This window comes from Marinobacter sp., from assembly GCF_041686475.1.
In the GTDB taxonomy this organism is placed as follows: domain Bacteria; phylum Pseudomonadota; class Gammaproteobacteria; order Pseudomonadales; family Oleiphilaceae; genus Marinobacter.
Map to the genome: position 1 here is coordinate 16,857 of NZ_JAWLDU010000028.1, position 23,977 is coordinate 40,833.

The window sequence follows — 23,977 nt, forward strand, 5'->3', positions numbered from 1 at the left end:
TGGAACTTACTGGAAAATAATAAAAAGTAGTGCGTCAGGCGCACGAAAGCGCCCTCTCCGGGCCGCTATTGTAACAGTTTTGCCAGATCGCTGACGGTGTCGGCGATGATGTCAGCTTGCCACAGGTCAACCGTCTCCGGCTGTTCGATATAACCGTAACGGACGGCAATGGTTTTCATGCCGGCGTTACGCCCTGCTTCAATGTCTCGCTCGTGGTCACCAACATAAACGCCAGTGAACGGATCTGCCCCGACTTGCTGGCATGCCAGGAAAAGGGCTTCCGGATGGGGTTTGCGATGAGTGACATGATCGGGGCAGATCAGGGTGGAGCAGCGCTCCGCCAGGTCAAGCGCTTTGACCAAAGGCGCGGCAAAGCGAACCGGTTTATTGGTAACAATGCCCCAGGGAATGTTGCGGGCTTCCAGATCCTTCAGGATCGTGTCCACGCCTTCGAACAGGGTAGTTTCCACAGCAACACCGGCCTCGTAGAGGTCGAGAAATGCCGTGTGTTTCTCCAGGTAATCCGGGTGATCCGGTTCAAGGCCAAAGCCGACGCGGATCATGGCTCTGGCACCATTGGATACCGAGCGGCGGATGTGGGGCGCCGACAGCGCCGGCAGTCCGTGGGCCTGCCGGAGTTCGTTCAGGCAACGGATAAAATCCGGCGCGGTATCAATCAGTGTGCCGTCCAGATCGAACAGGACCGTTGAGGGTGCTGAAGCTGTTGCTGTCACGATGGATCGATTTCCTCATGGGTATCCATGGCATGCATCAAGTAATTGACGTCCACATCGCGCCCCAGGCGGTAAACCTTGGTGATCGGGTTGTAGGTCATGCCGGTCAGCTCACGGACTTCCAGCCCGGCATGGCGCAGGTGATCTGACATCTCTGATGGGCGGATGAACTTGCGCCATTCGTGCGTGCCCCGGGGCAGCAACCTGAGGACATACTCCGCGCCCACTATCGCAAACAGGAAGGACTTGGGGTTGCGGTTTATGGTGGATACGAACAGGTGCCCGCCGGGCTTAAGCATGGCAGCACAGGCCCTGACAACAGAGGCCGGGTCCGGCACATGCTCCAGCATTTCAAGGCAGGTGACTACGTCGTACTGGCCGGCGTGTTCAGGGTCATTGACCAGTTCTTCGATGGTAATCTGGCGGTAGTCCACCTCGATGCCGCTTTCCATGCCATGAAGTCTTGCCACTGCCAGAGGTGCCTCGCCCATGTCGATTCCCGTCACACGGGCGCCCCGCTGCGCCATCCCTTCGGACAACAGCCCGCCGCCGCATCCCACATCCAGGGCCTTTCTGCCCGCCAGGGGTGCGCGCTCATCGATGTAGTTGAGGCGCAGAGGGTTGATGTCGTGAAGGGGGCGGAACTCACTGGTAGGGTCCCACCAGCGGGACGCCAATGCCTCGAATTTCGCGATTTCATTCTGGTCTACGTTCTGGTTGCTCATAGATGGCTCTGCCTGGTAATGGATATGTCGGGCGTCAGCTGGATTGCTGTTCGCGAATACGGTCTTGCCAGCTCCGGACGCGTAGCATCAGGTCTGGTACGTCAATACGGGTCAGCCTGCCTTCCTGTACCTGAGGTACGCCGTTGATCCAGCTATGGCTTACCTGGCGGCCATGGTTGCTGTAGACAATGTGCGCGGCCGGGTCGTACACCGGCTGCAGGAACGGGTCGCCCAGGTCTACGGCAATGATGTCAGCCAGTTTGCCGGTCTCCAGTGACCCCAGCTCATGGGCACGCCCCAACGCTTTTGCGCCGTCGATGGTGGCCATGGCCAGGGCATCATGGGCAGACAGTGCGGTGGCGTCACCGGCCACTACCTTGGCCAGCATGGCTGCGGTGTTGATTTCGCCAAACAGGTCCAGGTCGTTATTGCTGGCGGCGCCGTCGGTACCTACGGCGACATTGATTCCGGCTTTACGGAATGTCTGCACCGGGCTCAGGCCGCTGGCCAGCTTGAGATTGGATTCGGGGCAATGAATAACCTGGCCGCCGTGCTGTTTCAGTAACTGTATGTCCGAATCATCGATCTGGGTCATGTGGACACACTGGGTTGCAGGCCCTAGAACGCCCAGTTCTGCCATTCTCGCCGTGGGGCGTTTGCCGGTTTTTTCCAGCGCGTCGGCCACCTCGAAGGCGGTTTCATGCAGATGGATCTGGATAGGCGCACCAGTGTTTCGTGACAGCGCCACCGCTTTGGAAAGCGGCTCGTCTGATACCGTGTAGGGGGCATGGGGGCCGATCGCCGGAGTAATGAACGGGTCGTACTGCCATTGGCGGATGAAGTCCTCGCCCTTGGACAGGTATTCTTCTGGCCCCGATCCCCAGGGCGTCGGGAAATCCAGCAGGGGAAAGCACACCTGCGCGCGCATGCCGGCGTCTCTGGCCAGTTGGGCGACGATCTCGGGAAAAAAGTACATGTCCGCAAAGGTAGTGGTGCCGGTGCGAAGCATTTCCGCCATGGCCAGTTGGGTGCCATCGGTAATGAATGTTTCGTTGACGAACGCACCCTCAGCTGGCCAGATATGGTCGTTCAGCCAGGTCATTAGTGGCAGGTCGTCCGCCATCCCGCGGAACAGTGACATGGCGGCGTGGCCATGCATATTGATAAGGCCGGGTAGAACCACATGGTCGGGCAGGTCGATGGTTTCCTTGGCACGATAGCGGGCATCCGCTTCTTCCTGGGGGACCACGGCGGCAATCCGTTCGCCCTGGATGAGGACAGCCTGGTGGTCCAGCACTGTCCTGGCCGGTTCCATGGGAATAACCCAGCGTGCGTTGATGCGAATATCTGCTGCAGTAATGGTGTCTGCCGTCATTTACCCTGCCTTGGCCGTGCCGCCCGGAATCCGTCCGTGCGGCCAAAGAATGTAGCCAGAAAGTATAGCGACCACCCGGGCCGAGAACTACCCTGGGGGCTGAGTTTGGATCGCTATCACGGGTATACTGGCTTTTTGTAATCTGTCTGGAGTGACTGAATGAGCAACACCCACGTTTTATATGCTGACCGAGCCATCGGCACCGTGGCCATGCGCTGGCGCGGCGCCAGTCTGGAGTTGCTGGACCAGCGGCTGTTGCCCGACGAGGAACATTGGATAACCCTGGAAGGAGCCTCCGGTGTTGCCCAGTGTATCCGGGACATGGTGGTTAGGGGTGCCCCGGCTATTGGCATCAGTGCGGCCTATGGTGTGGCCCTGGCTGCCCGCCATGCCGGCGGTGGTGACTGGAAAGCCGAGATCAAGCAGGCAATTCGGGAGCTGGCAGCCTCAAGGCCGACAGCGATCAATCTGTTCTGGGCACTTCAGGAAATGGAGCGCGAGTTTGCTGGCTGTCATTCACTGGATGAAGCCGTCAAACGGCTTGCCAGCGCCGCCATTCGTATTCATGAGGACGACCTGGCCGCCAATCTGGCCATGGCTGATAACGCCCTGGCGCATTTGGCCGCGGACAAGCCATTCTCCGTGCTTACCCATTGCAATACCGGTGCCCTGGCCACCGGGGGGTATGGCACGGCATTGGGTGTCATTCGCCGGCTCCATGAAGCGAAGCTTTTGAAGGACGTGTTTGCAGACGAAACCCGCCCCTGGCTGCAGGGCAGCCGGCTGACCGCCTGGGAACTGGCGCGGGATGGCATTCCAGTCACCCTGAACGCAGATGGGGCGGCCGCAGCGATTATGGCCGCGGGTAAAGTACGTTGGGTGATTGTCGGCGCAGACCGCATTACCGCCAATGGGGACGTAGCCAACAAGATCGGCACCTACAGCCTCGCTGTGCTGGCCCGCCATCACAAGGTCGGATTTATGGTGGTTGCCCCCTCGAGCACCGTGGATATGTCGCTGGAGTCCGGTAAGGATATCCCGATTGAAGAGCGGGAGGGGTCAGAGCTGAAACAGATCAGGGGAGTGGCCATCGCGCCGGCAGGCGTGAAAGCATTCAACCCGGTGTTCGATGTCACGCCGGCAAGCCTTATCGACGTGATCGTGACCGAAAAGGGAGTCGTCAGCACCCCCAATGTGACCGGTATGAAGTCACTGTTCCGCTGAGTCATCCTTTTCTGCCCGCAGGGCTGCCATTTCCTTTTCCTGCTCTTCGATGAAGTGCAGCGACATCTCGAAACTCTGGCGGGTGAATTCCAGAACCTTCCGGAATCCCTCGTCGGAGAGCGTGCGGGCGTCATCGTGGCTGCGGAAGATATTGATGAACTGGCGCTCCCGCTCGAACTGCAGGGGCAGCCGGCCGACACCCCAGTCGTTGAGAATACGCCAGACTTCCGGGTTGTAATTGCGGGTGATGCGAAGGATGAACGGGATAGGATCGTTGCGTGCGATGAGTGCTGCCAGGCGCAGTATCAGCTCGAAAGACAGGGTGGTGGTGCCATTCTCGATGGCCTCCAGGACCGATTTGTCCTTCAGGTTCAGGGCTTCGCTCATTTCTGACAGCGTCAGCCCTGCCACTTCGCGAATGTCCTTCAGTGATTTGCCCGCCCCGAGCATCACCCGCAACTGGTCCTGGGAGTTCATCAGCGCGCGGCCGACCCGCAGGGAGGTATCCGTCGACCTGGCCGCAAAACGGAGGGCGGAGCCGGTGAAACCGGTAATGCGGTCCACCAGGGATTCCGATTCTTTGCTTTCCTCGCTGTCGTTGTTGCCGTGAACCTGCTCGACCTCCTCCATGGACCTCATGGCATGCATGGCGTCCATCAGCATGCCTTCCAGCAGGCGTGCCCGGTTCCGGTCTTCTTCCTTGTCAGCCATGGCTAACGCCCGTTCGCAAAGGAAATTGGGCCGCTCAGCGTGACTGTGCCTGAGCGGTTATCTGTTTGATGTCCAGGATGGACGCCATGCGCTGGTCGAGTTCCAGCATGTCTGCCATGATGTTACCGCCCTCATGAACGATGAAGTCCATTTCCTCATCAGAGCTGTCCAGATCTGCGGCCTGTTGATCCTGCCATTCATCCAGCTCATCCAGGCTCTCGAATGGCTCGTCTCCATGGATCTCGCGGCGGGCATTGGCAATGCTGAGCCGTGTGCGTTCAATCTGTGACTGGTGTTCCTCGCGATCGTCAATATTCAGGCTGACAGATGTCTGTTCCCGCTGTTGCTTGAGGAACTCGATTTCTTTCTGCAGCAGCCGGAATTCCGGGTGATCCTCGAACCGGTCGTCGTGCCTTGTTCGCAGCTCGTCAATCACGCCGCTGAAGTCAAAGTAGCGGGCGTGGGGTACGGCTTCGATCTGGTCCCAGGGCAGGGCGTGATCCAGGGCGTCTTCGCCGATGCGGGTCTTGTCGACCCGGGAAGGGATCTCGATATCGGGAATCACGCCCTTATGCTGGGTGGAACCGCCGGAAACCCGATAGAACTTGCTCTGGGTGATCTTCAACTGCCCATGATTGAGCGGACGAACTGCCTGTACAGTGCCTTTGCCAAAGGTCTGGGAACCTACCACCAGGCCGCGGCCATAATCCTGGATGGCTCCGGCAAATATCTCTGATGCGGACGCGCTCATCCGGTTGACCAGAACCACCAGCGGGCCGTCATAGGAAACCGAGGGGTCTTCGTCGTTCAGCACCTGCACGTCATTGTTAGAGTTGCGGATCTGCACCGTGGGACCCTTCTCGATAAACAGGCCTACCAGCTCGTTGGCTTCATGAAGGGCTCCGCCGCCATTGTTACGAAGGTCCATGACCACACCGTCGACACCCTCTTCCTTGAGTTCATCAATCAGTTTACGGACGTCACGGGTGGTGCTTTTGTAGTTCGGATCGCCATCCTGCATCGCCTTGAAATCAGCGTAGAACGTGGGGATGTTTATTACCCCGATCTGGAAGGTTTCGCTGCCTCGTTCAAACTCGATGACTTCCTTGCTGGCGCTCTGTTCTTCCAGTTTGACCTTGTCGCGCTTGATGGAAATGGTTTCGGTCACGGTTTCATCAGGGGCATCCGCGGGGATAACTTCCAGGGTCACTTTTGATTCGCGGGGGCCGCGGATCAGGTCCACAACTTCATCCAGGCGCCAGCCGATGACGTTGACCGCTTTGTCTTCATCTTCCTGTTTGACGGATACAATGCGGTCTGCCGGCTCAAGCTGGCCTTGCTTGCTCGCAGGCCCACCCGGAACCAGGCGAACAACTTTGGTGTATTCGTTGTCTGCCTGCAACACGGCACCAATGCCTTCCAGCGAGAGGCTCATGTTGATGTTGAAGTTTTCGGATGTGCGCGGCGAGAAGTAGGAGGTGTGTGGGTCCCACATGCCGGCAAAGGCATTCATGTAGGCCTGGAAGGCATCCTCGCTGCGGCCCTGGTAGGCGCGCTTCAGCTGGCCTTCATAGCGGCGGCGCAGGGCGTCCTCAATGGCTTCGTCGTCAGCGCCGTTGAGACGCTGGGCTAGCGCGGCGTTCTTGATTCTCTTGACCCACAGGGCATCCAGTGCGTCACGGTCGGCTTCCCACTCCGCCTCGGAGCGGTCAAGAAGAATGCTTTCATCGGATTCGAAATCGAGTTCGTCGATACCTTTATCAATTAGCCCAAGGGCGAATTCAAGGCGTTGGATAATGCGCTGCTGCACCAGGTTGTAGATGTCGAATCCGGGCTGGAGCTGGCCGGTTTTCAGGGCCGAGCCAAGCCCCATGCGCACGGCATTGAAGTTCTCGACATCTTTTTCTGTCAGGTAGATGCGCTGGCCGTCGAGGTATTCCAGGTAGGCGTCGAATACGTCGCCGGACAGGGAATCGTTAATGCTCATGTCGCGGAAATGGGTGAACTGCAGCTGCCTGGCGATCAGTATATTGGCCCTGGCCTGCTCGACCGTCGGGGAAACAGGCTCATAGGCTTTGTCGGTATCCACTTTGGCTGATACCGGAAAGGTAAAAGCCATCATCAGCGTCAGGACGGCTGCCTGTCTGCCGGCTTTGCCGCCGTTGCCGGCGGTGCTGCAACGGTTGAAAAATCGTTCCGCGATGCTCATAAGCTTGATTACCTGACGGTGGGTGGCGATACGGGTGACAATGACGAGGTCAGCGAATATCGCCGAATTGACTCAAGATTTTATTGTAGGCAAGCGCAGGTGCGGTTGCCATAGCGTTGAAGTATCGGTTCGTGACAATCTGTCCATGAAGTGGTCAGGTTCGTAAACGTGAAAGTTGCCAGGGCTGACAGGAACCCCTGCCGGAGTTCACAGGTCTCTGGCAGGGGTGAAAGTGGATCAGCTAAAGTCTGTGTTGGTTTCTGCTTTTTCCAGCAGCAGGGCCGGTGGCGTGAAACGTTCACCAAAACGCTCCGCCAGATTTTTTGCCCGTTCTGCGAAGGCCCTTACACCATACTGGTTGATGAACTGGATGGCGCCCCCGGTCCAGGGTGCAAAGCCGATACCGAAAATGCTGCCGATATTGGCATCTTCGACAGTCCGGAGCACGCCCTCCTCCAGGCAGCGAACGGTTTCGATCGCCTGAATGAACATAATGCGATCTTTCAGGTCCTGCAGTTCGGTAGCCCGAGCCTTATCCTGGTCCACAAACAGGTTTTCCAGCTCCGGCCACAGGTATTTCTTGCCGGATTCCGGGTATTCGTAGAATCCGGCGCCCGCGGCCTTGCCTTTGCGGTCGTGGCTGGTGACCATCTGGTCGATCACCGCCTCGGCGGGATGGGCGTTCCAGGTGTTACCGGCTGCTTCCGTGTCTTTTTTGCTCTGGTCACGGATGTGCTGCATCAGTGTCATGCTGACTTCGTCGGAAATAGCCAGCGGGCCCACCGGCATACCGGCCAGAACCCCGGCGTTTTCGATGCTGGAAGGGTGGATTCCCTCGCCCAGCATGGCGATGCCTTCGTTCACGAAAGTGCCGAACACGCGAGAAGTGAAGAAACCACGGCTGTCGTTAACCACGATGGGAATCTTGCCAATCTGCTGTACATAATCAAAGGCCCGGGCCAGGGTCTCATCGGAGGTTTTGGCCCCCACGATGATTTCCACGAGTTGCATCTTGTCCACCGGGGAGAAGAAGTGCAGGCCAATGAACCTGTCCGCTGAGGCCGAGGCCTCTGCCAACTGCGTGATAGGGATAGTGGAAGTGTTGGAGGCAAAGATGCCGTTCTTGACCAGCTTCGCTTCTGCCTCCTGAGTGACTTTGGCTTTCAGATTGCTGTCTTCGAAGACGGCTTCGATGACGAGATCGCAACCTTCAAGGTCCGCAGCGGAGCCCGTGGCCGTGATACGGTTCAGGACATCGGCTTTCTGCTCCTCGGTCATGCGGCCACGGCTGACTTTTTTTGCCAGCAGGTTTTCCGAGTAGGCTTTGCCTTTCTCGGCGTTTTCCGTGGACACGTCCTTGAGCACCACCTCAATACCGCGGCTGGCGGTGGAATAGGCAATGCCCGCACCCATCATGCCGGCGCCGAGAACCCCAACCTTGCGGAAGATTTCCTTCTCTACGCCCGCGGGGCGGCTTTCGCCCGCGTTGACGGCGTTGAGCTGGAACCAGAAGGTGCCGGTCATGTTTTTGGCAACCTGGCCAATGGTCAGCTCCGCGAAATAGCGGGTTTCGATCAGGCTACCGTTGTTGAAGTCCACCTGGGCGCCTTCCGCGGCGGCCGACAGGATACGTTCAGGTGCGGGGTAGCAGCCTTTGGTCTTCTGTTTGAGCATGGCCGGTGCAATAGCAAGTTTCTGGGCCATGGCCGGATGATGGGGCGCGCCGCCGGGGAATTTGAAACCTTTCTGGTCCCAGGGCTGCTGGCTTTTCGGATTGGCTTCAATAAAGGCCCGGGCTTTGGCCATCATATCATCAGCGGAGGAGGCCAGCTCGTCGACGATGCCCGCCTTCAGGGCCGCTTTCGGGTTCACCTTCTTGCCTTCCATCAGGAAGGGAAAGGCCGCCTCCAGGCCTATCATCCGGGGGAGGCGCTGGGTGCCGCCACCTCCGGGTAACAGGCCCAGGGTCACTTCTGGCAGGCCCAACTGGATCTTGTCATCGTCCATCACCACGCGGTGATGGCAGGCCAGGCAGATTTCCAGGCCGCCGCCCAGGGCCGAGCCGTTGATGGCCGCTACAATGGGTTTTCCCGTTGTTTCCAAGGCCCGCATTTCGGCCTTCATGCCGTTGACCATGTCTTCAAAAGCGCCGGCATCTTTGCGGGTCACCTTGTAAAGCTCTTTCAGGTCGCCGCCGGCAAAGAAGGTTTTCTTGGCAGAGGTAACAATGATGCCGCGGAGGTTGTCGATGTCATTTTTGACTTTGCCCACGGTTTCAGTCATCGCTGCGCGGAAGTCAGCGTTCATGGTGTTGGCGGACTGGCTGGGCATGTCGATGGTGAGGGTCAGAATCTGGTCTGAACCCAGGTTATAGTGAATGGCGCTCATATTCGGTTCTCCTCTCAGAATCAGTGGTCGGCTCAGACACGCTCAATAATGGTGGCAATACCCATTCCGCCACCCACACACAGGGTAGCGAGGCCGTAGCGCAGTTCTCTCCGCTCCAGTTCGTCGAGCAGGGTGCCCAGAATCATGGCACCGGTGGCACCCAGAGGGTGGCCCATGGCGATGGCGCCGCCGTTGACGTTCACTTTCTCGTCGGGCACCGACAGTTCTTTCTGGAAGCGCATGACCACAGAAGCAAAGGCTTCGTTCACTTCAAACAGGTCGATCTGGTCCGCCGTCATGCCGGCTTTTGCCAGTGCCTTGCGGGCGGCGGGCGCAGGACCGGTGAGCATGATGGTCGGGTCAGTGCTGGTGACCGCGGTTGACAGGATACGGGCGCGGGGTTTGAGGCCCATTGCCTTGCCCTTGGCTTCGCTGCCGATCAGCATTGCAGTGGCGCCGTCCACGATGCCGGAAGAGTTGCCAGCATGGTGTACGTGGTTGATCTTCTCCACGAAGTGGTATTTTTCACTGGCGACACCGTCAAAGCCCATTTCGCCCATTATCTGGAACGAGGGCTTGAGGCTGGACAGGGATTCCACGGTGGTATTGCTGCGAACATGCTCGTCGCGATCCAGGATCATCACGCCATTCTGGTCGGTAATGGGAATGATGGATTTGGCGAAGTGGCCTTTTTCCCAGGCGCTGGCGGCTTTTTGCTGTGATCTGACGGCAAATCCGTCAACATCCTCACGGCTGAAGCCCTCCAGGGTGGCGATCAGATCCGCGCCGATGCCCTGGGGCATGAAGCCGGTATGCAGGTTAGTGGCCGGGTCAGTCGCCCAGGCGCCGCCATCGGACCCCATGGGGACCCGTGACATGGCCTCGACACCACCGGCAACCACCAGGTCTTCCCAGCCAGAGCGCACTTTCATGGCCGCCAGATTAACGGCTTCAAGGCCGGAAGCGCAGAACCGGTTGAGAGTTACACCGGCTACCACTTCGTCCCAGTCCGCTGCCAGGGCAGCGGTTTTGGCAATATCCGCGCCCTGGTCGCCAACGGCGGTGACACAGCCCATAACGATGTCGTCAACCTGGGCCGTGTCCAGGCTGTTTCTTTCCTGCAGTGCCTTGAGCACGATGGTCAGCAGCGAGATGGGTTTGACACTGTGCAGGGCACCGTCTTTCTTGCCGCGCCCCCGTGGCGTGCGAACGGCATCGAAGATATAGGCTTCGGTGGTCATTTCCTGTCCTCTGTTGGTCTTTGACTCGGGAATAGTATTTCAAACGCTAACCATAGCGGTTTGCGGCCATGGTGCGTAATGACGTGCGCTGCCAATCCCATTGGCGAAACTGCTCACGCCGTTCATGACATTTCGTACTGGTGGATCTATGGTGTAGTCAGGCGATCACATCAAGAGCAGGAGAAATGCGATGTCCCTGAGAGATGCCATTGATAACTTCTATGAGCCGCTCGTGGCGGAGGCCATTGAGGAAACGAGGCAAAACAGCGATAGCCAGGATTACCTGGAAGATGTGATGTGTGTGGCTTTGAACCGGCTACCCGCCAAGTATTACCGGCACAGCGTCGATATGATGTTCTACCTTGCCGATGGCGAGCTCGACACCATGAAAAAGAATGCCCTGACCGCCGTTAGAGAGGCCAGGGAGTTTGTGAGGAGCCATCAGCGCGATTGAATAGCCATCAGCCGAACTGACTCTGGCTACCCAGAACAGCCTCCAGTGCCAGGCCAAGCCGCCGTGCCAGGGGCTCGCTGACCACATCCACCGGCTGAACCAGACACCAGTTCGCGATCAGCATTTCCATCTGTTGTGACTTGTCGTCGTCGCTTGCCGCATTGCCCATTCCTTCTGTCAGGCGCTGTACCTGGATTTCCATACGGCGGCCCTGGTCTTCGTCAGGGGAGGAAAGTTCCGCCAGTATTTCTGCCCGAATAACAAGCTCCACCGGGTCTGGCTGTCCGACGTTTGCAGCAAGTCCGGCCCAGTGGTCGGGCAGCTCATTGTCGGCGAGCGTGCCGGTGCCTCTGGCGGCAATCCAGTGCGTCCAGGTTTCGATCTGCTTCTGCAGTTTGCGGTTAGAGACCAGCCCGGCAATGCGACTGCGCTCTTTGCTGACCTGCTCTTTGGCACTCGTTGACAGGGGTTCATTCCTGAGAGCGTTCAGCTTTGCCAGTGCGTCCTCCATGTCGTCGAGGCTGGCTTCGGCAGCCACGGATCCGCTCTCGGCTAGCACTGGTGCAGCGTTCTGGTCGGCTTCCCGGGCCAGTTGCTCCTGCTCGTTCTTGTGGGCGTCCCTGCGGGCAAAAATCTGGTCACAGGCCTTGCGGAATGCCTGCCACAGTTTCCTGTCCTCGCGATGGCGGGTGATACCGATACCGGTCCACTCGTTCTGCAAGGATTTTGCCTGGTTCATGGCATCACCCAGAGGCTCATGATCTACCAGCGCCTGCGCCCGTTCCACGATTCCCTGCTTGAGTGCTTCGTTTTTCTTGCGCTCCTCGTCCAGTGGCTCCTCCAGCTGCTTGAGGAGGTCGTCGAACTGCTTCTGTACCGGCCGGTTGTCGCGGAATTCTACCGGCCAGGCTGCTTTCCATTCTTCCCGCGCGGTCTGATGGATGCGTTCGGCCGCTTTCCAGTCGATGGTCTGCCAGTCGGCGTTCTCAAGGTACGTGCGGAGCTGCTCGCAGATGGTATTGCGGGTCTCCAGGTTGGCCTTTTTCAGACCAGATTTCGCGGAAAAATAGGCTTTACAGGGCTCATAGGCAAGGTCAGAGGCCTGTTTGAATCGTGACCACAGCTCGCGGTCTGATGAGCCGCCAAGGTCGCGCCACTCGTTCTGCAGTTCCTTGATGCGCTGGGCCTTGGCTTCGGGCTCCATGGGCTGATCTGCCAGGTATTCCATCTGCTCGCACAGGGAAATCTGTTTCGGACGAGTGGCAAAACCCTGCCAGTCAGTCAGCTCTCGGAGTTGGCCTCCCAGCAGATGAATTCTGGGCTGCAGTGATTTGCTGTGGCGGTGGTCCAGGTTTTTGAGTTGCTGCTGGGCAACCTTGAACAGCTGCCGGGACTCTTTTAGCTGTTTGGCCTCCAGTGCAGTCTCCAGCTTGTCCAGATTCTGGTGCAAAGCATCGGCCAGCTGTTTCTGTTCTTCGGTATCCGGTTTTTCGGTTTTCGCCGGGCGGGGCTTGCCGGCTATGCGGTACAGGGAGTCCAGCATTGACGGGCGCCGGAAATCCTTTGGCCACTCCACCGCTTCGAGTATCTCTCTGGCTTTGCTGGCAGCTGCCTCGTCATCCGGTTCGCCTTCAGCAGGATTCTGCAGAACGGCGATTTCTTCCCGGTGCTGCCCCAGGCGTTTGACGGCGGATATATAGCCTCGTAGGGATTGCATCAGATTTTCGTAAGATTTCTGTTCCTGTTTGTCGACCTGGGTATCCCGGGTCGCTTCCAGCCAGCGGTTCTCCTGGGTTTTCTGCAACGCGTCCATAGAGGCCAGTGACGCTTCAAGGTCTGGATCCTGCTGCTTCAGTTCCTCGAGGGTGTTTTCCAGCAGCGACAGGGTTTCCGCTCGCTGGCCAAGTTGTTCCTGCTGTTGCCTGAGCTGTTCTTTTGCCGCCTGCATCTGGCGCAGGCGCTCACGGCACTGGTGGACTGCGTGCAGGAATTCGGTGGTCTGCTCCTGGGATGCCAGGGACTCAACGTCGGCCCACTTCTGCAGCAGCGCTTCCAGGCGCGCCTCGAACAGTTTTGTGTCTTCACTGCGGGCCTGTTCGGTGGCGTTGCGCACGAGTGTCTGTATAGCTTCGGCCAGTTTCTGTTGTTGCTCTTCCTCATCACGGATCAGCTGGAGCTTTTGGCGTACTGCCTGGTAAACGCTTTTGTCCTTGCCCTTTGCAAGCTTCTGGACCCGTTGCAGCGCCGACTTGTCTGTTAGAGCGCCAGCAGCTTCGATACGGATCCCCGCAGTCATGCCGCCTGTTGCCAGTTCTTCAAGCTGTTCGCCGGAGGGTGCGGACTTGAGAGTACTGAGTTGCTGCTCGCGCCTGTCATCCTGCCTGTTCACCTTTTCCTGATCTACAGGCGTTGGTTCCCGTTGAACCGCGCTGGTGGCCGTGGGGCTTGCCTTGCGAGTTCTGAACAGTTTCTGGATGAATGCAGCCATGGGGTTATCCTTTGATATTGAAACCAGTTCCCGGTGCCGGCAAAGTAAGCCTGCACCGAACATCGGCCTTGTCCGCTGTTGCGGATGCCGGGTGCGTCAGCTGTTTATCCCGGTTTCATCCGGCAGCTGTATCGAATGGGGTAGCCAATCGGGGCACTAGTCTAGCGTTTTGTCGGCATTTGCGGGAAGAGTCTGAATGGGAAAAGCATCGAATCAGGACGATCAGGAATACAAAGCCCGCTCTGCTGCACTGCGGCTGCTCGCTCGCCGGGAACACAGCCGCTTTGAATTGTCCCTCAAGCTCAGGCAGAGAAAGATCGAGCCAGACGTCATAGAGCGGGTTCTGGACGATTATGAGGGGGAGGGCTGGTTGAGTGATGAGCGATTTGCCGATATTTACGCGCGCCAGCGCATGGATCTTGGTTACGGGCCACTCAGAATCCTGGCGGAACTCCAGCAAAGGGGGGTTCATAATACGCCGGATTGCGTCCGTGAAATGACCGATGCTGAATGGATTGAACGGGCGACGCTGTTGCGGGAGAAGCGGTTCGGGCTCTGCGATATAACCGAGGACTGGGATGAGAAAGTCCGTCAGGCCCGATTCCTTGCCCGAAGAGGCTTCGCGTCCGATCACGTCGAGTCGGCGCTGGAGCGGCGTTTATAGGGTAGGGGGAACAAAGCCCAGTTCGCTGGGAAGGCTGGCCCGCACTTCGCCATCAGGGTTGGTTTCGATGAGCCGTACAATCTTTTCCATTCCCTCAAGGTCTTTGAACCAGGGCTCCTGCGGGGCTTCGGCCATTTCCGTTGGCTCCGTCATCCAGGCCAGGAAGTCGTAGTAGCGCCGGATATTCTGGACATAGATGACAGGCTCGTGGCCACGGGCATAGCCAAAACGGGTTTTGGAATACCATTCTTTCTGGGTCAGCAATGGCAGGAATTCCTTCACATCCATCCAGCGGTCGGGGTCCTTCCCCCCACCCTCTGTCAGCCTGCGTGCATCTTCCACGTGGCCCCATCCCACATTGTAAGACGCCAGCGCGAACCAGGTGCGGTCGGGCTCGGGGATGCGCTCAGGAACCTTGCGATGAACCATGGTGAAATACTTGGCCCCACCCTGGATGCTTTGTTCAACATCGAGCCGATTCTTTATGCCGATATGCTTGGCGGTTGTGCGGGTCAACATCATAAGGCCACGCACGCCGGTAGGGGAGACAGCATTGGGCCGCCAGTGGGATTCCTGATACCCGATGGCAGCGAGTAACCGCCAGTCCAGCTCGTAGGAAGAGGCATAGTCGCGAAACAGCTCTTCATATTTCGGCAGGCGGTTTTCCACGTGGTGCACGAATGTTCGCGCACCCACGTAATTGAGGCGGTCCAGGTGGCCGTAAAAGCGCTCGGAAATCTGTGCCAGGTCGCCGGTCGCCCTTAGCTCATTGATAAAATCCTCCGCAGCCCTGGCCAGTGTCTGGTCCTGCTCCCCCGGGAACACCCACAGGAGGTCCTCTGGTTCGCCCAGGCTAAATGCGCTTTTGACCATCGGAAAAAACACATGGTTCAGGTCGAGTTCGTTGGAAGAGACAACAGCAAGCGGGTATTCGCCAGACTCAACACGCGCCAGTATGCCGGCTGCGTCCAGGCCTGCATGAACCTCCCATTGCAGCCCTTCGATTTCTGCCTGCAGTTGCTTCAGCTGATGTTCGTGATTGCTGGCAGAGACCAGGTGAAGGATCTGGCCTTCGAGATCCTCGATGGTTTCCGGCCGCTCAGTGTCGCGGTTGTACACCACCACTGATTGCGCTTCAACGCCGTTGGACACTGTGTGATAGTGGTCAGGAAAGTCCGGTCGGTCCGAGAGCCCGGCCAGCCCCATATGGGCATAGTCCTGATCGATCACAGAAAGCACGCCGCTGTTGTCATCCGCCACCCGCACCTTGAGTTCTACGCCCAGGTCCTTGGCAAACCGTCGTACCATTTCGTAGTCATAACCAGTGGGGCCGTCGCGGCCCTCGTAATAAACGGACGGGGCGTTACGGGTAATGACATGCAGTACACCCTCCGAGCGAATTTCCTGGAGAGTGGTCGGCCTGGAGCAACCGGCAGCGACGAGGGCAATCACAAGCAGACAAGCAGATCTTGTCAACCTGACAGCCAGTGTCTGGCAATCTGTCTTTTGCAAATTCTGAACTCCCTGTTCCATCCGTAATAATCCCCGGTCAGAGGTGGCCGGTCAATGGAGGTGATCATTTAATGTGCAAAACAATGTCAAACAGGGTGGCGGTGTTATGACTTTTTGACGCTGTATCCCGAACCCTGTTTCAAGTATCATTGCGGCCTTTCAAATGGCCAGCATTTTCCTGTTCCCGGACGCTCCGGCAGACAGGAAGCGTGCCCCGGCTCCCAGTTTCGCGCGTACAGGTTTTGATCATGCTTGAACTTCGCGGCGCCCCAGCGCTTTCGCCCTTCCGCTCCCGCAAGCTGCATACCCGCATTCAGGACATTGTTCCCGAAGTGGAGCATGTGTACGCCGAGTTCATGCACTTTACCGATCTCGAATCTCCGCTCTCGGAATCCGATCAGGCGGTACTTGATCGGCTGCTGACCTACGGGCCCAGTGTCCCCGCGGAGGAGCCGGAAGGGGTGTTGTTCCTGGTGGTTCCCCGGCCCGGTACGCTGTCGCCCTGGTCGAGCAAGGCGACCGATATAGCCCGCAACTGTGGATTAAGACAGATTCGGCGAATTGAGCGCGGCACTGCGTATTATATAAAAGCAGGCCGCAAGCTGGGGCTCGCGCAGAGAGAGAAGATCGCAGCACTGCTGCATGACCGCATGACCCAGAAAGTATTCCACGAAATGGGCGGAGCGGAACTGTTGTTCCATGCGGACGAGCCCCGCACGCTGAACCGGATCCCGGTGCTGGCCGGCGGGCGGCAGGCCCTGGTTGCTGCCAACCGTTCGCTTGGCCTGGCTCTGGCGGAAGACGAGATTGATTACCTGGTGAAGTCCTTCTCGGATCTCGAGCGGGACCCCACCGACGTTGAGTTGATGATGTTCGCCCAAGCCAACTCGGAGCATTGCCGGCACAAGATTTTTAATGCTTCCTGGGATATTGATGGAGAGGGGCAGGAGAAATCCCTGTTTGCCATGATCCGCAATACCTTCGAAATGAACAGCGAAGGCGTGCTGTCTGCGTATAAGGACAATGCGTCTGTTATTGCCGGCAGCCGTGGAGGGCGTTTTTTCCCGGAGCCGGGATCCGGTGTGTATCGCTATCACGAAGAAGATATTCACATCCTGATGAAGGTGGAAACCCATAACCATCCCACCGCAATCGCTCCGGCAGCCGGGGCAGCAACCGGCTCCGGTGGCGAGATCCGTGATGAGGGTGCTACCGGTCGTGGCTCTAAACCCAAGGCGGGTCTGACCGGCTTCACGGTTTCCAATCTCAACTTGCCGGGTGATCCGCAACCCTGGGAACTGGGTTATGGCAAGCCGGACAGGATTTCATCACCACTGGATATCATGATTGAGGGCCCCATCGGTGGTGCGGCGTTCAATAACGAATTCGGGCGCCCGAACCTGACCGGTTATTTCCGTACCTTCGAGGAACTGGTGCCGGGTGCAGCTGGTGAGGAAGTCCGCGGATACCACAAGCCCATCATGATCGCCGGTGGCCTGGGTAATATCCGGGCCAACCATGTGGAGAAGGGCAATATTCCTGTTGGCGCCAGGCTGATCGTGCTTGGCGGGCCTTCCATGCTGATCGGTCTTGGTGGTGGCGCTGCATCTTCAATGGATTCCGGTTCCAGTAATGAAAATCTGGATTTTGCTTCGGTTCAGCGTGACAACCCGGAAATGGAGCGCCGCTGCCAGGAAGTGATTGATCGCTGCTGGCAGATGGGTGATGACAACCCCATCTGCTTCATCCACGACGTTGGGGCCGGCGGGCTCTCCAACGCCATGCCGGAGTTGGTTAAAGACGGTGGCCGTGGCGGCCGTTTCGAATTGCGGGATATTCCCAGCGACGAGTCCGGCATGTCGCCGCTGGAAATATGGTGCAACGAATCCCAGGAACGCTACGTCATGGCCGTTGCGCCTGAGAACTTGGAGCAGTTCGATGCGCTTTGCCGCCGCGAGCGCTGCCCCTATGCAGTTATCGGTGAGGCCACTGAGGCGCACCATCTGGAGCTTGGCGACTCCTACTTCGATGACAGCCCGGTTGATCTGCCGATGGATGTGCTTTTTGGCAAGCCGCCGCGCATGCACCGGAGTGTTTCCCGCTCATCGTTCACCAAACCCATATTCGATTCCACCAAAATTGATCTCCAGGATGCGGTTAGCCGTGTTCTGCGGTTGCCGTCTGTAGGTTCCAAAAGCTTCCTGATTACCATTGGTGACCGCACCATCACCGGCCTGGTGGCCCGGGATCAGATGGCCGGCCCCTGGCAGGTGCCGGTCAGTGATGTGGCGGTGACTTCAACATCGTTTGATGTCAAAACCGGCGAAGCCATGGCCATGGGCGAGCGCACACCGGTGGCGGTGATCGACGCACCCGCCTCCGGTCGCATGGCGGTTGGCGAAGTGATTACCAATCTGGCTGCAGCGCCCATTGCCAGGCTGTCAGACATTCGTCTGTCTGCCAACTGGATGGCAGCGGCAGGCCACCCCGGTGAAGATGAAAACCTTTACGAAACCGTTCGTGCCGTCGGGATGGAGCTTTGCCCGGCGCTGGGTATTACCATTCCTGTGGGCAAGGACTCGATGTCCATGAAAACCGTCTGGGAAGAAGAGGACAATGGTGAGCAGAAAAGCGTGACCTCACCTTTGTCGCTGATTGTCAGCGGTTTCGCCCCGGTGACCGATGTCGACAGAACCCTGACACCGCAACTGGTTACCGATGCCGGGGAAACAGATCTGATTCTGATTGATCTGGCTGCCGGTCAGAATCGCCTGGGCGGTTCCGCCCTGGCTCAGGTTTACCGGCAAATGGGCGCGGTGGCACCTGACCTGGATGACCCGGAAGACATCAAGGCATTCTTTGCGGTGATTCAAGGGCTGAATCAGGATGGCAAGTTGCTGGCGTACCACGATCGCTCGGATGGTGGCCTGTTCGTGACCCTGGCGGAGATGAGCTTCGCTGCGCGTTCGGGTATTGATATCAAACTGGATGGATTGGCAGAGGACTCATCCCAGTTCCCCCGTGAACTGTTCAATGAGGAGTTGGGGGCTGTCATTCAGGTTCGGCGCGAGGAAACCGGCTTCGTTCTGCAGCAGTTCTCGGCTGCGGGCCTTGGTGACCACATCTCCGTTATTGGCACCCTGAACCGGGACGACTGTATTCGCTACACTTTTGAAGGTAGCGAGGTGATCTCTCGCCCCCGTACTGACCTGCAGCGTTTGTGGGCTGAAACCAGTTATCGGGTGCAGTCGCTTCGCGACAACGCAGACTGTGCGCAGGAAGAATTCGATAATCTTCTGGATGCCGACGATCCCGGCCTGCATGCAAAACTGGCCTTTGATGTCAGTGAGGACATCTCCGCCCCCTACATCAACAAGGGCGCCCAGCCAAAGGTTGCGGTACTGCGAGAGCAGGGCGTGAACGGCCAGGTCGAAATGGCTGCGGCCTTCGATCGTGCCGGCTTTGAATCTGTTGATGTTCACATGAGTGATCTGTTGTCGGGCAGGGTGTCTTTGGAGGGGTTCAACAGCATGGTGGCCTGCGGTGGATTCTCATACGGTGACGTGTTGGGTGCCGGCGAGGGATGGGCCAAGTCTATTCTGTTCAGTGACCGGGTTCGCGACCAGTTTGCGGCGTTCTTTAATCGTCAGGACACCCTGGCGCTGGGCGTCTGTAATGGCTGCCAGATGTTGTCCAACCTTCACGAGTTGATCCCGGGCAGTGAAGGCTGGCCACGGTTTGTCCGCAACCAGTCGGAGCAGTTCGAGGCCAGGCTGGTGATGGCTGAAGTGATGTCTTCGCCCTCTGTGTTCATGGATGGCATGGCAGGTTCCAGAATGCCGATAGCCGTTGCGCATGGTGAAGGCAGAGTGGAGTTTGCCACCGGCACCACGGCTGACCAGCTGGGCGAGAATGAACTGATTGCACTGCGCTACGTGGATAACCGCGGTGATGTCACGACACGCTATCCCTACAACCCTAACGGTTCCGAGGCGGGCATCACTGGTGTTACCACAAGAGATGGTCGGGTCACCATTATGATGCCTCATCCTGAACGGGTCTTTCGCACCTCTCAGCATTCCTGGCATCCTCGGGAGTGGGCAGAAGATGCGCCATGGATGCGTATGTTCCGCAACGCCAGGTGCTGGTTCGGCTAAGCCTTTACCAGAGATGAGAAAGCCGGCCCGGATGCACCAGAATGGTGACTGATCCCGGGCCGGCTTTCTCGTTTTCGGGATGTGAAATTTCAACAGTTTTCAAGAGAAATTTCTGTTTATAAGTGCGAAAATCCCCTTGACTAAAATACTTTATGCACATTCCGGGTGCAGTGTTGTGCGTTCTGTAAACAAAGCGTTGGTTTCAGCTTCATTGTTTATCGACATCACTCAAACTATTGATAATTATACGATTAATGAAGTAGGTGAATTTGTCGCCAATTTAACAAAAGTGCAGTAATTACGGGGGGTGAGGGCATGTTCCCAAAAACTTTCCCCAGAGTTATCCACAGATTCTGTGGGTAAGTAGCTAACTGCTTAATCTGTACAAATAATATGCGCATCGGCAGCGCTGAAACCGGGATTCCTGACCCGGCAGGACGTTGTTAAAAAGGAGCTGAATGGTCATGTATAAGATGTGTTATTTCGTCCCGGAGAGTCACCTGGAGATCACCAAGGCCGCACTTTTTGAGTCGGGTGCTGGCCGCATCGGAGATTACGATTGCTGCGCCTGGCAGTGTAAAGGGCGGGGTCAGTTTCGCCCTCTTGAGGGCAGCAATCCATATCTTGGCCAGACTGGCGCAGTGGAACAGGTTGACGAGTTCCGTGTCGAGCTGGTTTGCAGGGATGAACTGATCCGCTCGGCGGTTCGGGCGCTAAAGGAGTCGCACCCCTACGAAGAACCGGCGTATGAAGTGTTTCGTATGGAAGAGTTGTAGCGTTTACTGGTCGTGGGATGTCATGCGATAGCGTATATCGTCTACATGCACAGGGAAGTGTTCTTTCTGAACATCCTCCAGATAAAGTTCCAGGGTGCGACGCACGGTCGGGAACGATAGCTCATCCCACGGAATGTCTTCCAGGGCAAACAGTTTCGTTTCCAGTGATTCCTCGCCGGCCCCAAAATCTTCGCTGGTAAGCGTTGCACGGTAGAACATGTGGACCTGGTCGATGTGGGGCACATGGATGATGGTGTAGAGGTTGTCTACCGTGACTTCGGCCAGCGCCTCTTCCCTGGTTTCCCGGGTAGCAGCTTCAAGGGTTGTTTCAGAGTTCTCCATGAATCCTGCAGGCAATGTCCAGTAACCGTAACGGGGCTCTATGGCCCTGCGGCATAGCAACACCTGGCCCTGCCATACCGGGACTGTTCCAGCCACAATCCGGGGATTCTGATAATGAATGGTTTCGCAGCTGATGCACACATAACGGTGACGATTGTCGCCTTCAGGGACGCGCTGTTCGACAAGATGGCCGCATGTACTGCAGTATTTCATTCGTTTCACCGTATACTGGACAAATGTGTGGTAGCAATTGTAACTATCCGTGCTGCCGGCGTCTCATTCAATAGCCAGATGTAAAAACGGAGCCGTGTTTTGCGCGATCTTCTTACCAAACGCCTGTCAGGATACGTTCCCCGCTTATTGACGCTGGATTACCCCGAAGCTGCCGTGCTGGTTCCGGTTACTGATAACCATGACAACCCCGAAATCATTTTTACCCTGAGGTCTGAAAACCTGAGCACTCACCGCGGACAGGTCTCTTTTCCCGGCGGCCGGCGCGACCCCGAGGACGAATCACTGGCTGCGACGGCACTCAGGGAAACCCATGAAGAAATCGATCTGCCTCCGGAACAGGTGCAGTTGATCGCACCCCTTAGTCAGGTAATGTCGCTTCACCAGATACTGGTTACTCCATACGTTGGTGTCATACCCGGCGATCACCCCCTGACTGCAAACCCTGCAGAAATCGAAAGTATATTCAGGGTACCTGTTGAATTTTTCCTGGAAGACAAGCGTCACCGCACGGATCCGTTGAATTTTCTCAATAATACGTTTTATGTACCCTGCTACCGGTGGGGGCGTTACCAGATATGGGGGCTTTCCGCTGTGGTACTGGTTGATTTCCTGAACGCCGTATACGATGCCGGCATTGATCTTCTCGAACCCCCTCAAGGAGGCTGACATGTTTTATGAGCTGGGTGACCGGAAACCCGAAATGGAAGGAGGCGGTCAATTTGTCGCTGACAACGCAACAATCATTGGCAGTGTCAGGTTGATGGGCAGGGCCAGCGTGTGGTTCAACGTGGTCATCCGCGGTGATAACGAGCTGATTACGGTCGGGCCGGAATCCAATGTTCAGGACGGAGCGGTTCTGCATACCGATCCGGGCATCCCGCTGACCCTGGGGAAGGGGGTTACCGTCGGGCACAAGGTAATGTTGCACGGCTGCCAGATTGGAGACTACTCGCTGATTGGTATCAATGCTGTGGTGCTGAATGGCGCGAAAATTGGCAAGCACTGCCTGATCGGTGCCAACACACTGATCCCGGAAGGTATGGAAGTTCCTGACGGCTCCATGGTGGTAGGCTCCCCCGGGAAGATAAAGCGTGAGCTTAATGACAGCCAGAAGAAAATGCTGGAGATGAGTGCGGCGCACTATGTGAAGAATGCCGGTAACTACCTGGACTGTCTGAAGCCCTGGGAGCCCGGACAATGAGCCGTAGGGATAGGGTATCGTCGCCCTGCGTCAGTATTTGTGCGCTGGATGAAAATGATGTTTGCGTCGGTTGTCAGCGCACCAGTGATGAAATCATGCAGTGGTCGCGTATGAGCGACGAAGAGCGTCGGGCGGTACTGGAAAAAGTCGCGATACGCGAACAGAAAGCAAAGATCAACTAATGAAAGGACCACGAAGCATGGCTGACACGGTTGCGGCTGAATCGGTAAAGATAGGAACCCCGCTGAAAGATAATGCCTACCGGGTTCTTCTTTGTGGTTCCGGCGAACTGGGAAAAGAAGTGGTGATCGAGCTTCAGCGGTTCGGGGTGGAAGTCATCGCCGTTGACCGCTACGCCAATGCGCCAGCGATGCAGGTAGCCCACCGCAGTCATGTGGTGGATATGCTTGACGGAGAGGCGCTGCGCCACGTGATTGAACAGGAGCGGCCTAACCTGATCGTTCCCGAGATCGAGGCCATCGCCACGCCTGAGCTGGTAAAGCTGGAAAGTGAAGGCTATGGGGTCATCCCGACAGCGAGGGCTGTTAACCTGACGATGAACCGTGAAGGTATCCGCCGCCTGGCGGCAGAGGAATTGGGGATTCCTACGTCGCCATATCGGTTTGCCGAATCCAGAGATGATTATCTTGCCGCGGTGGAAGAAATCGGGCTGCCGCTGGTGGTCAAGCCGGTAATGAGCTCCTCTGGAAAGGGCCAGAGTACTGTCAAAGCCAACGGTGATATAGAAGCCGCCTGGGACTACGCCCAGTCAGGCGGCCGGGCCGGTAGAGGACGGGTGATCGTAGAAGGGTTTGTGGACTTCGATTACGAGATAACATTACTGACGGTAAAGCACCGGGACGGCATAACCTTCTGTGATCCTATCGGCCATCGCCAGGAGGATGGTGATTACCGTGAATCCTGGCAGCCGCAGCCGATGAATGAGAAGGCACTTAAAAGGTCGCGTGAGATTGCAGAGGCTGTTGTGTCAGATCTCGGAGGGTATGGTGTCTATGGTGTTGAGCTGTTTGTTCGGGACGACCAGGTGTGGTTTTCTGAGGTATCACCGCGCCCCCATGACACCGGGTTGGTGACACTAGTGTCTCAGGATTTATCGGAGTTTGCTCTGCACGCCCGCGCGATACTCGGATTACCGATACCGGCGATAGGCCAGCAGGGGCCGTCTGCTTCCGCAGTTATTCTTCCTGAGGGAGATTCAGATACGGTCAGCTATACAGGGGTTGAAAACGCTCTGGCCGAACCCGACACCTATATAAGGCTTTTCGGTAAGCCGGAACTCAAGGGGCGTCGCCGAATGGGCGTCGCTCTTGCAGTAGCCGGTTCGATAACAGAGGCTAGAGAGAAAGCCAGCCGCTCGGCGGCAGCCGTGAAAACAGAGTTATGACGTTAAATTGCCGGATTCGCGAAAAAGTTATAACGAACCGTTGACACCTCAAGTGAGCTCTGTAGAATACGCATCTCTTTCGAGGGACACGCCCCTGAGGCGGGTCAGAAATTGAAAGGCAACCGTTTGAATTAACT

19 protein-coding genes are annotated in these 23,977 nt (G+C 57.3%); 9 read left to right on the forward strand and 10 right to left on the reverse strand.

The window, feature by feature from the left end; translation table 11 throughout:
* Positions 1-65: 65 nt before the first annotated feature.
* From ACESMB_RS08475 to ACESMB_RS08485, 3 genes are read right to left on the reverse strand one after another with little or no spacing between them, the layout of a single operon-like run.
* Entirely contained in the window at positions 66-734 is a 669-nt protein-coding gene (locus ACESMB_RS08475; protein WP_372926619.1) for an HAD-IA family hydrolase, read from the reverse strand.
* Positions 731-1,459 carry a bifunctional 2-polyprenyl-6-hydroxyphenol methylase/3-demethylubiquinol 3-O-methyltransferase UbiG gene (gene ubiG / locus ACESMB_RS08480; protein WP_372926618.1) on the reverse strand — a complete coding sequence of 243 codons (729 nt, stop codon included), beginning with the start codon at positions 1,457-1,459 and terminating at the stop codon, positions 731-733. Before ubiG ends, ACESMB_RS08475 begins: the two co-directional genes overlap by 4 nt.
* Positions 1,460-1,493: 34 nt before the next feature.
* Positions 1,494-2,834, reverse strand: a complete 1,341-nt coding sequence (locus ACESMB_RS08485; RefSeq protein ID WP_372971318.1) for a TRZ/ATZ family hydrolase — start codon at positions 2,832-2,834, stop codon at positions 1,494-1,496.
* A gap of 159 nt (positions 2,835-2,993) precedes the next feature.
* Here ACESMB_RS08485 and mtnA point away from each other — a divergent pair, with 159 nt between their 5' ends.
* On the forward strand, positions 2,994-4,058 hold the full coding sequence (mtnA, locus tag ACESMB_RS08490; protein WP_372971319.1) for an S-methyl-5-thioribose-1-phosphate isomerase: 1,065 nt from the start codon (positions 2,994-2,996) through the stop codon (positions 4,056-4,058).
* On the opposite strand, the gene ACESMB_RS08495 is transcribed toward mtnA, so the two are convergent.
* From ACESMB_RS08495 to ACESMB_RS08510, 4 genes are all read right to left on the reverse strand, one after another.
* On the reverse strand, positions 4,044-4,769 hold the full coding sequence (locus ACESMB_RS08495) for a helix-turn-helix domain-containing protein (RefSeq protein WP_372971320.1): 726 nt from the start codon (positions 4,767-4,769) through the stop codon (positions 4,044-4,046). The genes mtnA and ACESMB_RS08495 overlap by 15 nt on opposite strands.
* Before the next feature lie 34 nt (positions 4,770-4,803).
* On the reverse strand, positions 4,804-6,978 hold the full coding sequence (locus ACESMB_RS08500; RefSeq protein ID WP_372971321.1) for a carboxy terminal-processing peptidase: 2,175 nt from the start codon (positions 6,976-6,978) through the stop codon (positions 4,804-4,806).
* A 237-nt stretch (positions 6,979-7,215) separates the two neighbouring features.
* Positions 7,216-9,366 (reverse strand): 3-hydroxyacyl-CoA dehydrogenase NAD-binding domain-containing protein, encoded by a 2,151-nt coding sequence (locus ACESMB_RS08505; protein ID WP_372971322.1) that lies wholly within the window; start codon positions 9,364-9,366, stop codon positions 7,216-7,218.
* Positions 9,367-9,398: 32 nt separating this feature from the next.
* On the reverse strand, positions 9,399-10,607 hold the full coding sequence (locus ACESMB_RS08510) for an acetyl-CoA C-acetyltransferase (protein WP_372971323.1): 1,209 nt from the start codon (positions 10,605-10,607) through the stop codon (positions 9,399-9,401).
* A 190-nt stretch (positions 10,608-10,797) separates the two neighbouring features.
* Between ACESMB_RS08510 and ACESMB_RS08515 the strand changes: the two genes are divergently transcribed.
* Positions 10,798-11,061 carry a late competence development ComFB family protein gene (locus tag ACESMB_RS08515; protein WP_372927106.1) on the forward strand — a complete coding sequence of 88 codons (264 nt, stop codon included), beginning with the start codon at positions 10,798-10,800 and terminating at the stop codon, positions 11,059-11,061.
* Between the two features lie 7 nt (positions 11,062-11,068).
* On the opposite strand, the gene ACESMB_RS08520 is transcribed toward ACESMB_RS08515, so the two are convergent.
* Complete coding sequence (locus tag ACESMB_RS08520) at positions 11,069-13,549, reverse strand: DUF349 domain-containing protein (RefSeq protein ID WP_372971324.1); 2,481 nt, start codon at positions 13,547-13,549, stop codon at positions 11,069-11,071.
* Between the two features lie 196 nt (positions 13,550-13,745).
* Between ACESMB_RS08520 and ACESMB_RS08525 the strand changes: the two genes are divergently transcribed.
* Positions 13,746-14,213: a regulatory protein RecX gene (locus tag ACESMB_RS08525; RefSeq protein WP_372927103.1), complete on the forward strand. Its 468-nt coding sequence runs from the start codon at positions 13,746-13,748 to the stop codon at positions 14,211-14,213.
* On the opposite strand, the gene mltF is transcribed toward ACESMB_RS08525, so the two are convergent.
* Positions 14,208-15,671, reverse strand: a complete 1,464-nt coding sequence (gene mltF / locus ACESMB_RS08530) for a membrane-bound lytic murein transglycosylase MltF (RefSeq protein ID WP_372971329.1) — start codon at positions 15,669-15,671, stop codon at positions 14,208-14,210. The two genes, ACESMB_RS08525 and mltF, sit on opposite strands and share 6 nt — an antisense overlap.
* Positions 15,672-15,973: 302 nt before the next feature.
* Between mltF and purL the strand changes: the two genes are divergently transcribed.
* Together purL and ACESMB_RS08540 are read left to right on the forward strand one after the other, a co-directional pair.
* On the forward strand, positions 15,974-19,882 hold the full coding sequence (purL, locus tag ACESMB_RS08535) for a phosphoribosylformylglycinamidine synthase (protein WP_372971325.1): 3,909 nt from the start codon (positions 15,974-15,976) through the stop codon (positions 19,880-19,882).
* A gap of 464 nt (positions 19,883-20,346) precedes the next feature.
* Positions 20,347-20,658, forward strand: a complete 312-nt coding sequence (locus tag ACESMB_RS08540; RefSeq protein WP_372927101.1) for an NGG1p interacting factor NIF3 — start codon at positions 20,347-20,349, stop codon at positions 20,656-20,658.
* A 3-nt stretch (positions 20,659-20,661) separates the two neighbouring features.
* Here ACESMB_RS08540 and ACESMB_RS08545 read toward each other — a convergent pair whose 3' ends face one another.
* A complete protein-coding gene (locus tag ACESMB_RS08545; protein ID WP_372927100.1) occupies positions 20,662-21,213 on the reverse strand; it encodes an NUDIX hydrolase in 552 nt (183 codons plus the stop codon).
* A 99-nt stretch (positions 21,214-21,312) separates the two neighbouring features.
* Here ACESMB_RS08545 and ACESMB_RS08550 point away from each other — a divergent pair, with 99 nt between their 5' ends.
* Genes ACESMB_RS08550 through purT form a run of 4 tightly spaced genes read left to right on the forward strand, consistent with a single transcriptional unit; the run spans position 21,313 to position 23,840 of the window.
* Positions 21,313-21,900, forward strand: coding sequence for an NUDIX hydrolase (locus ACESMB_RS08550; RefSeq protein ID WP_372971326.1), 588 nt, complete (start codon positions 21,313-21,315; stop codon positions 21,898-21,900).
* Between the two features lies 1 nt (position 21,901).
* Positions 21,902-22,435 (forward strand): gamma carbonic anhydrase family protein, encoded by a 534-nt coding sequence (locus tag ACESMB_RS08555; protein ID WP_372927098.1) that lies wholly within the window; start codon positions 21,902-21,904, stop codon positions 22,433-22,435.
* Entirely contained in the window at positions 22,432-22,617 is a 186-nt protein-coding gene (locus ACESMB_RS08560) for a DUF1289 domain-containing protein (RefSeq protein ID WP_372971327.1), read from the forward strand. The genes ACESMB_RS08555 and ACESMB_RS08560 overlap by 4 nt, the downstream gene beginning before the upstream one ends.
* A 17-nt stretch (positions 22,618-22,634) precedes the next feature.
* Entirely contained in the window at positions 22,635-23,840 is a 1,206-nt protein-coding gene (gene purT / locus ACESMB_RS08565) for a formate-dependent phosphoribosylglycinamide formyltransferase (RefSeq protein WP_372971328.1), read from the forward strand.
* Positions 23,841-23,977 lie beyond the last annotated feature (137 nt).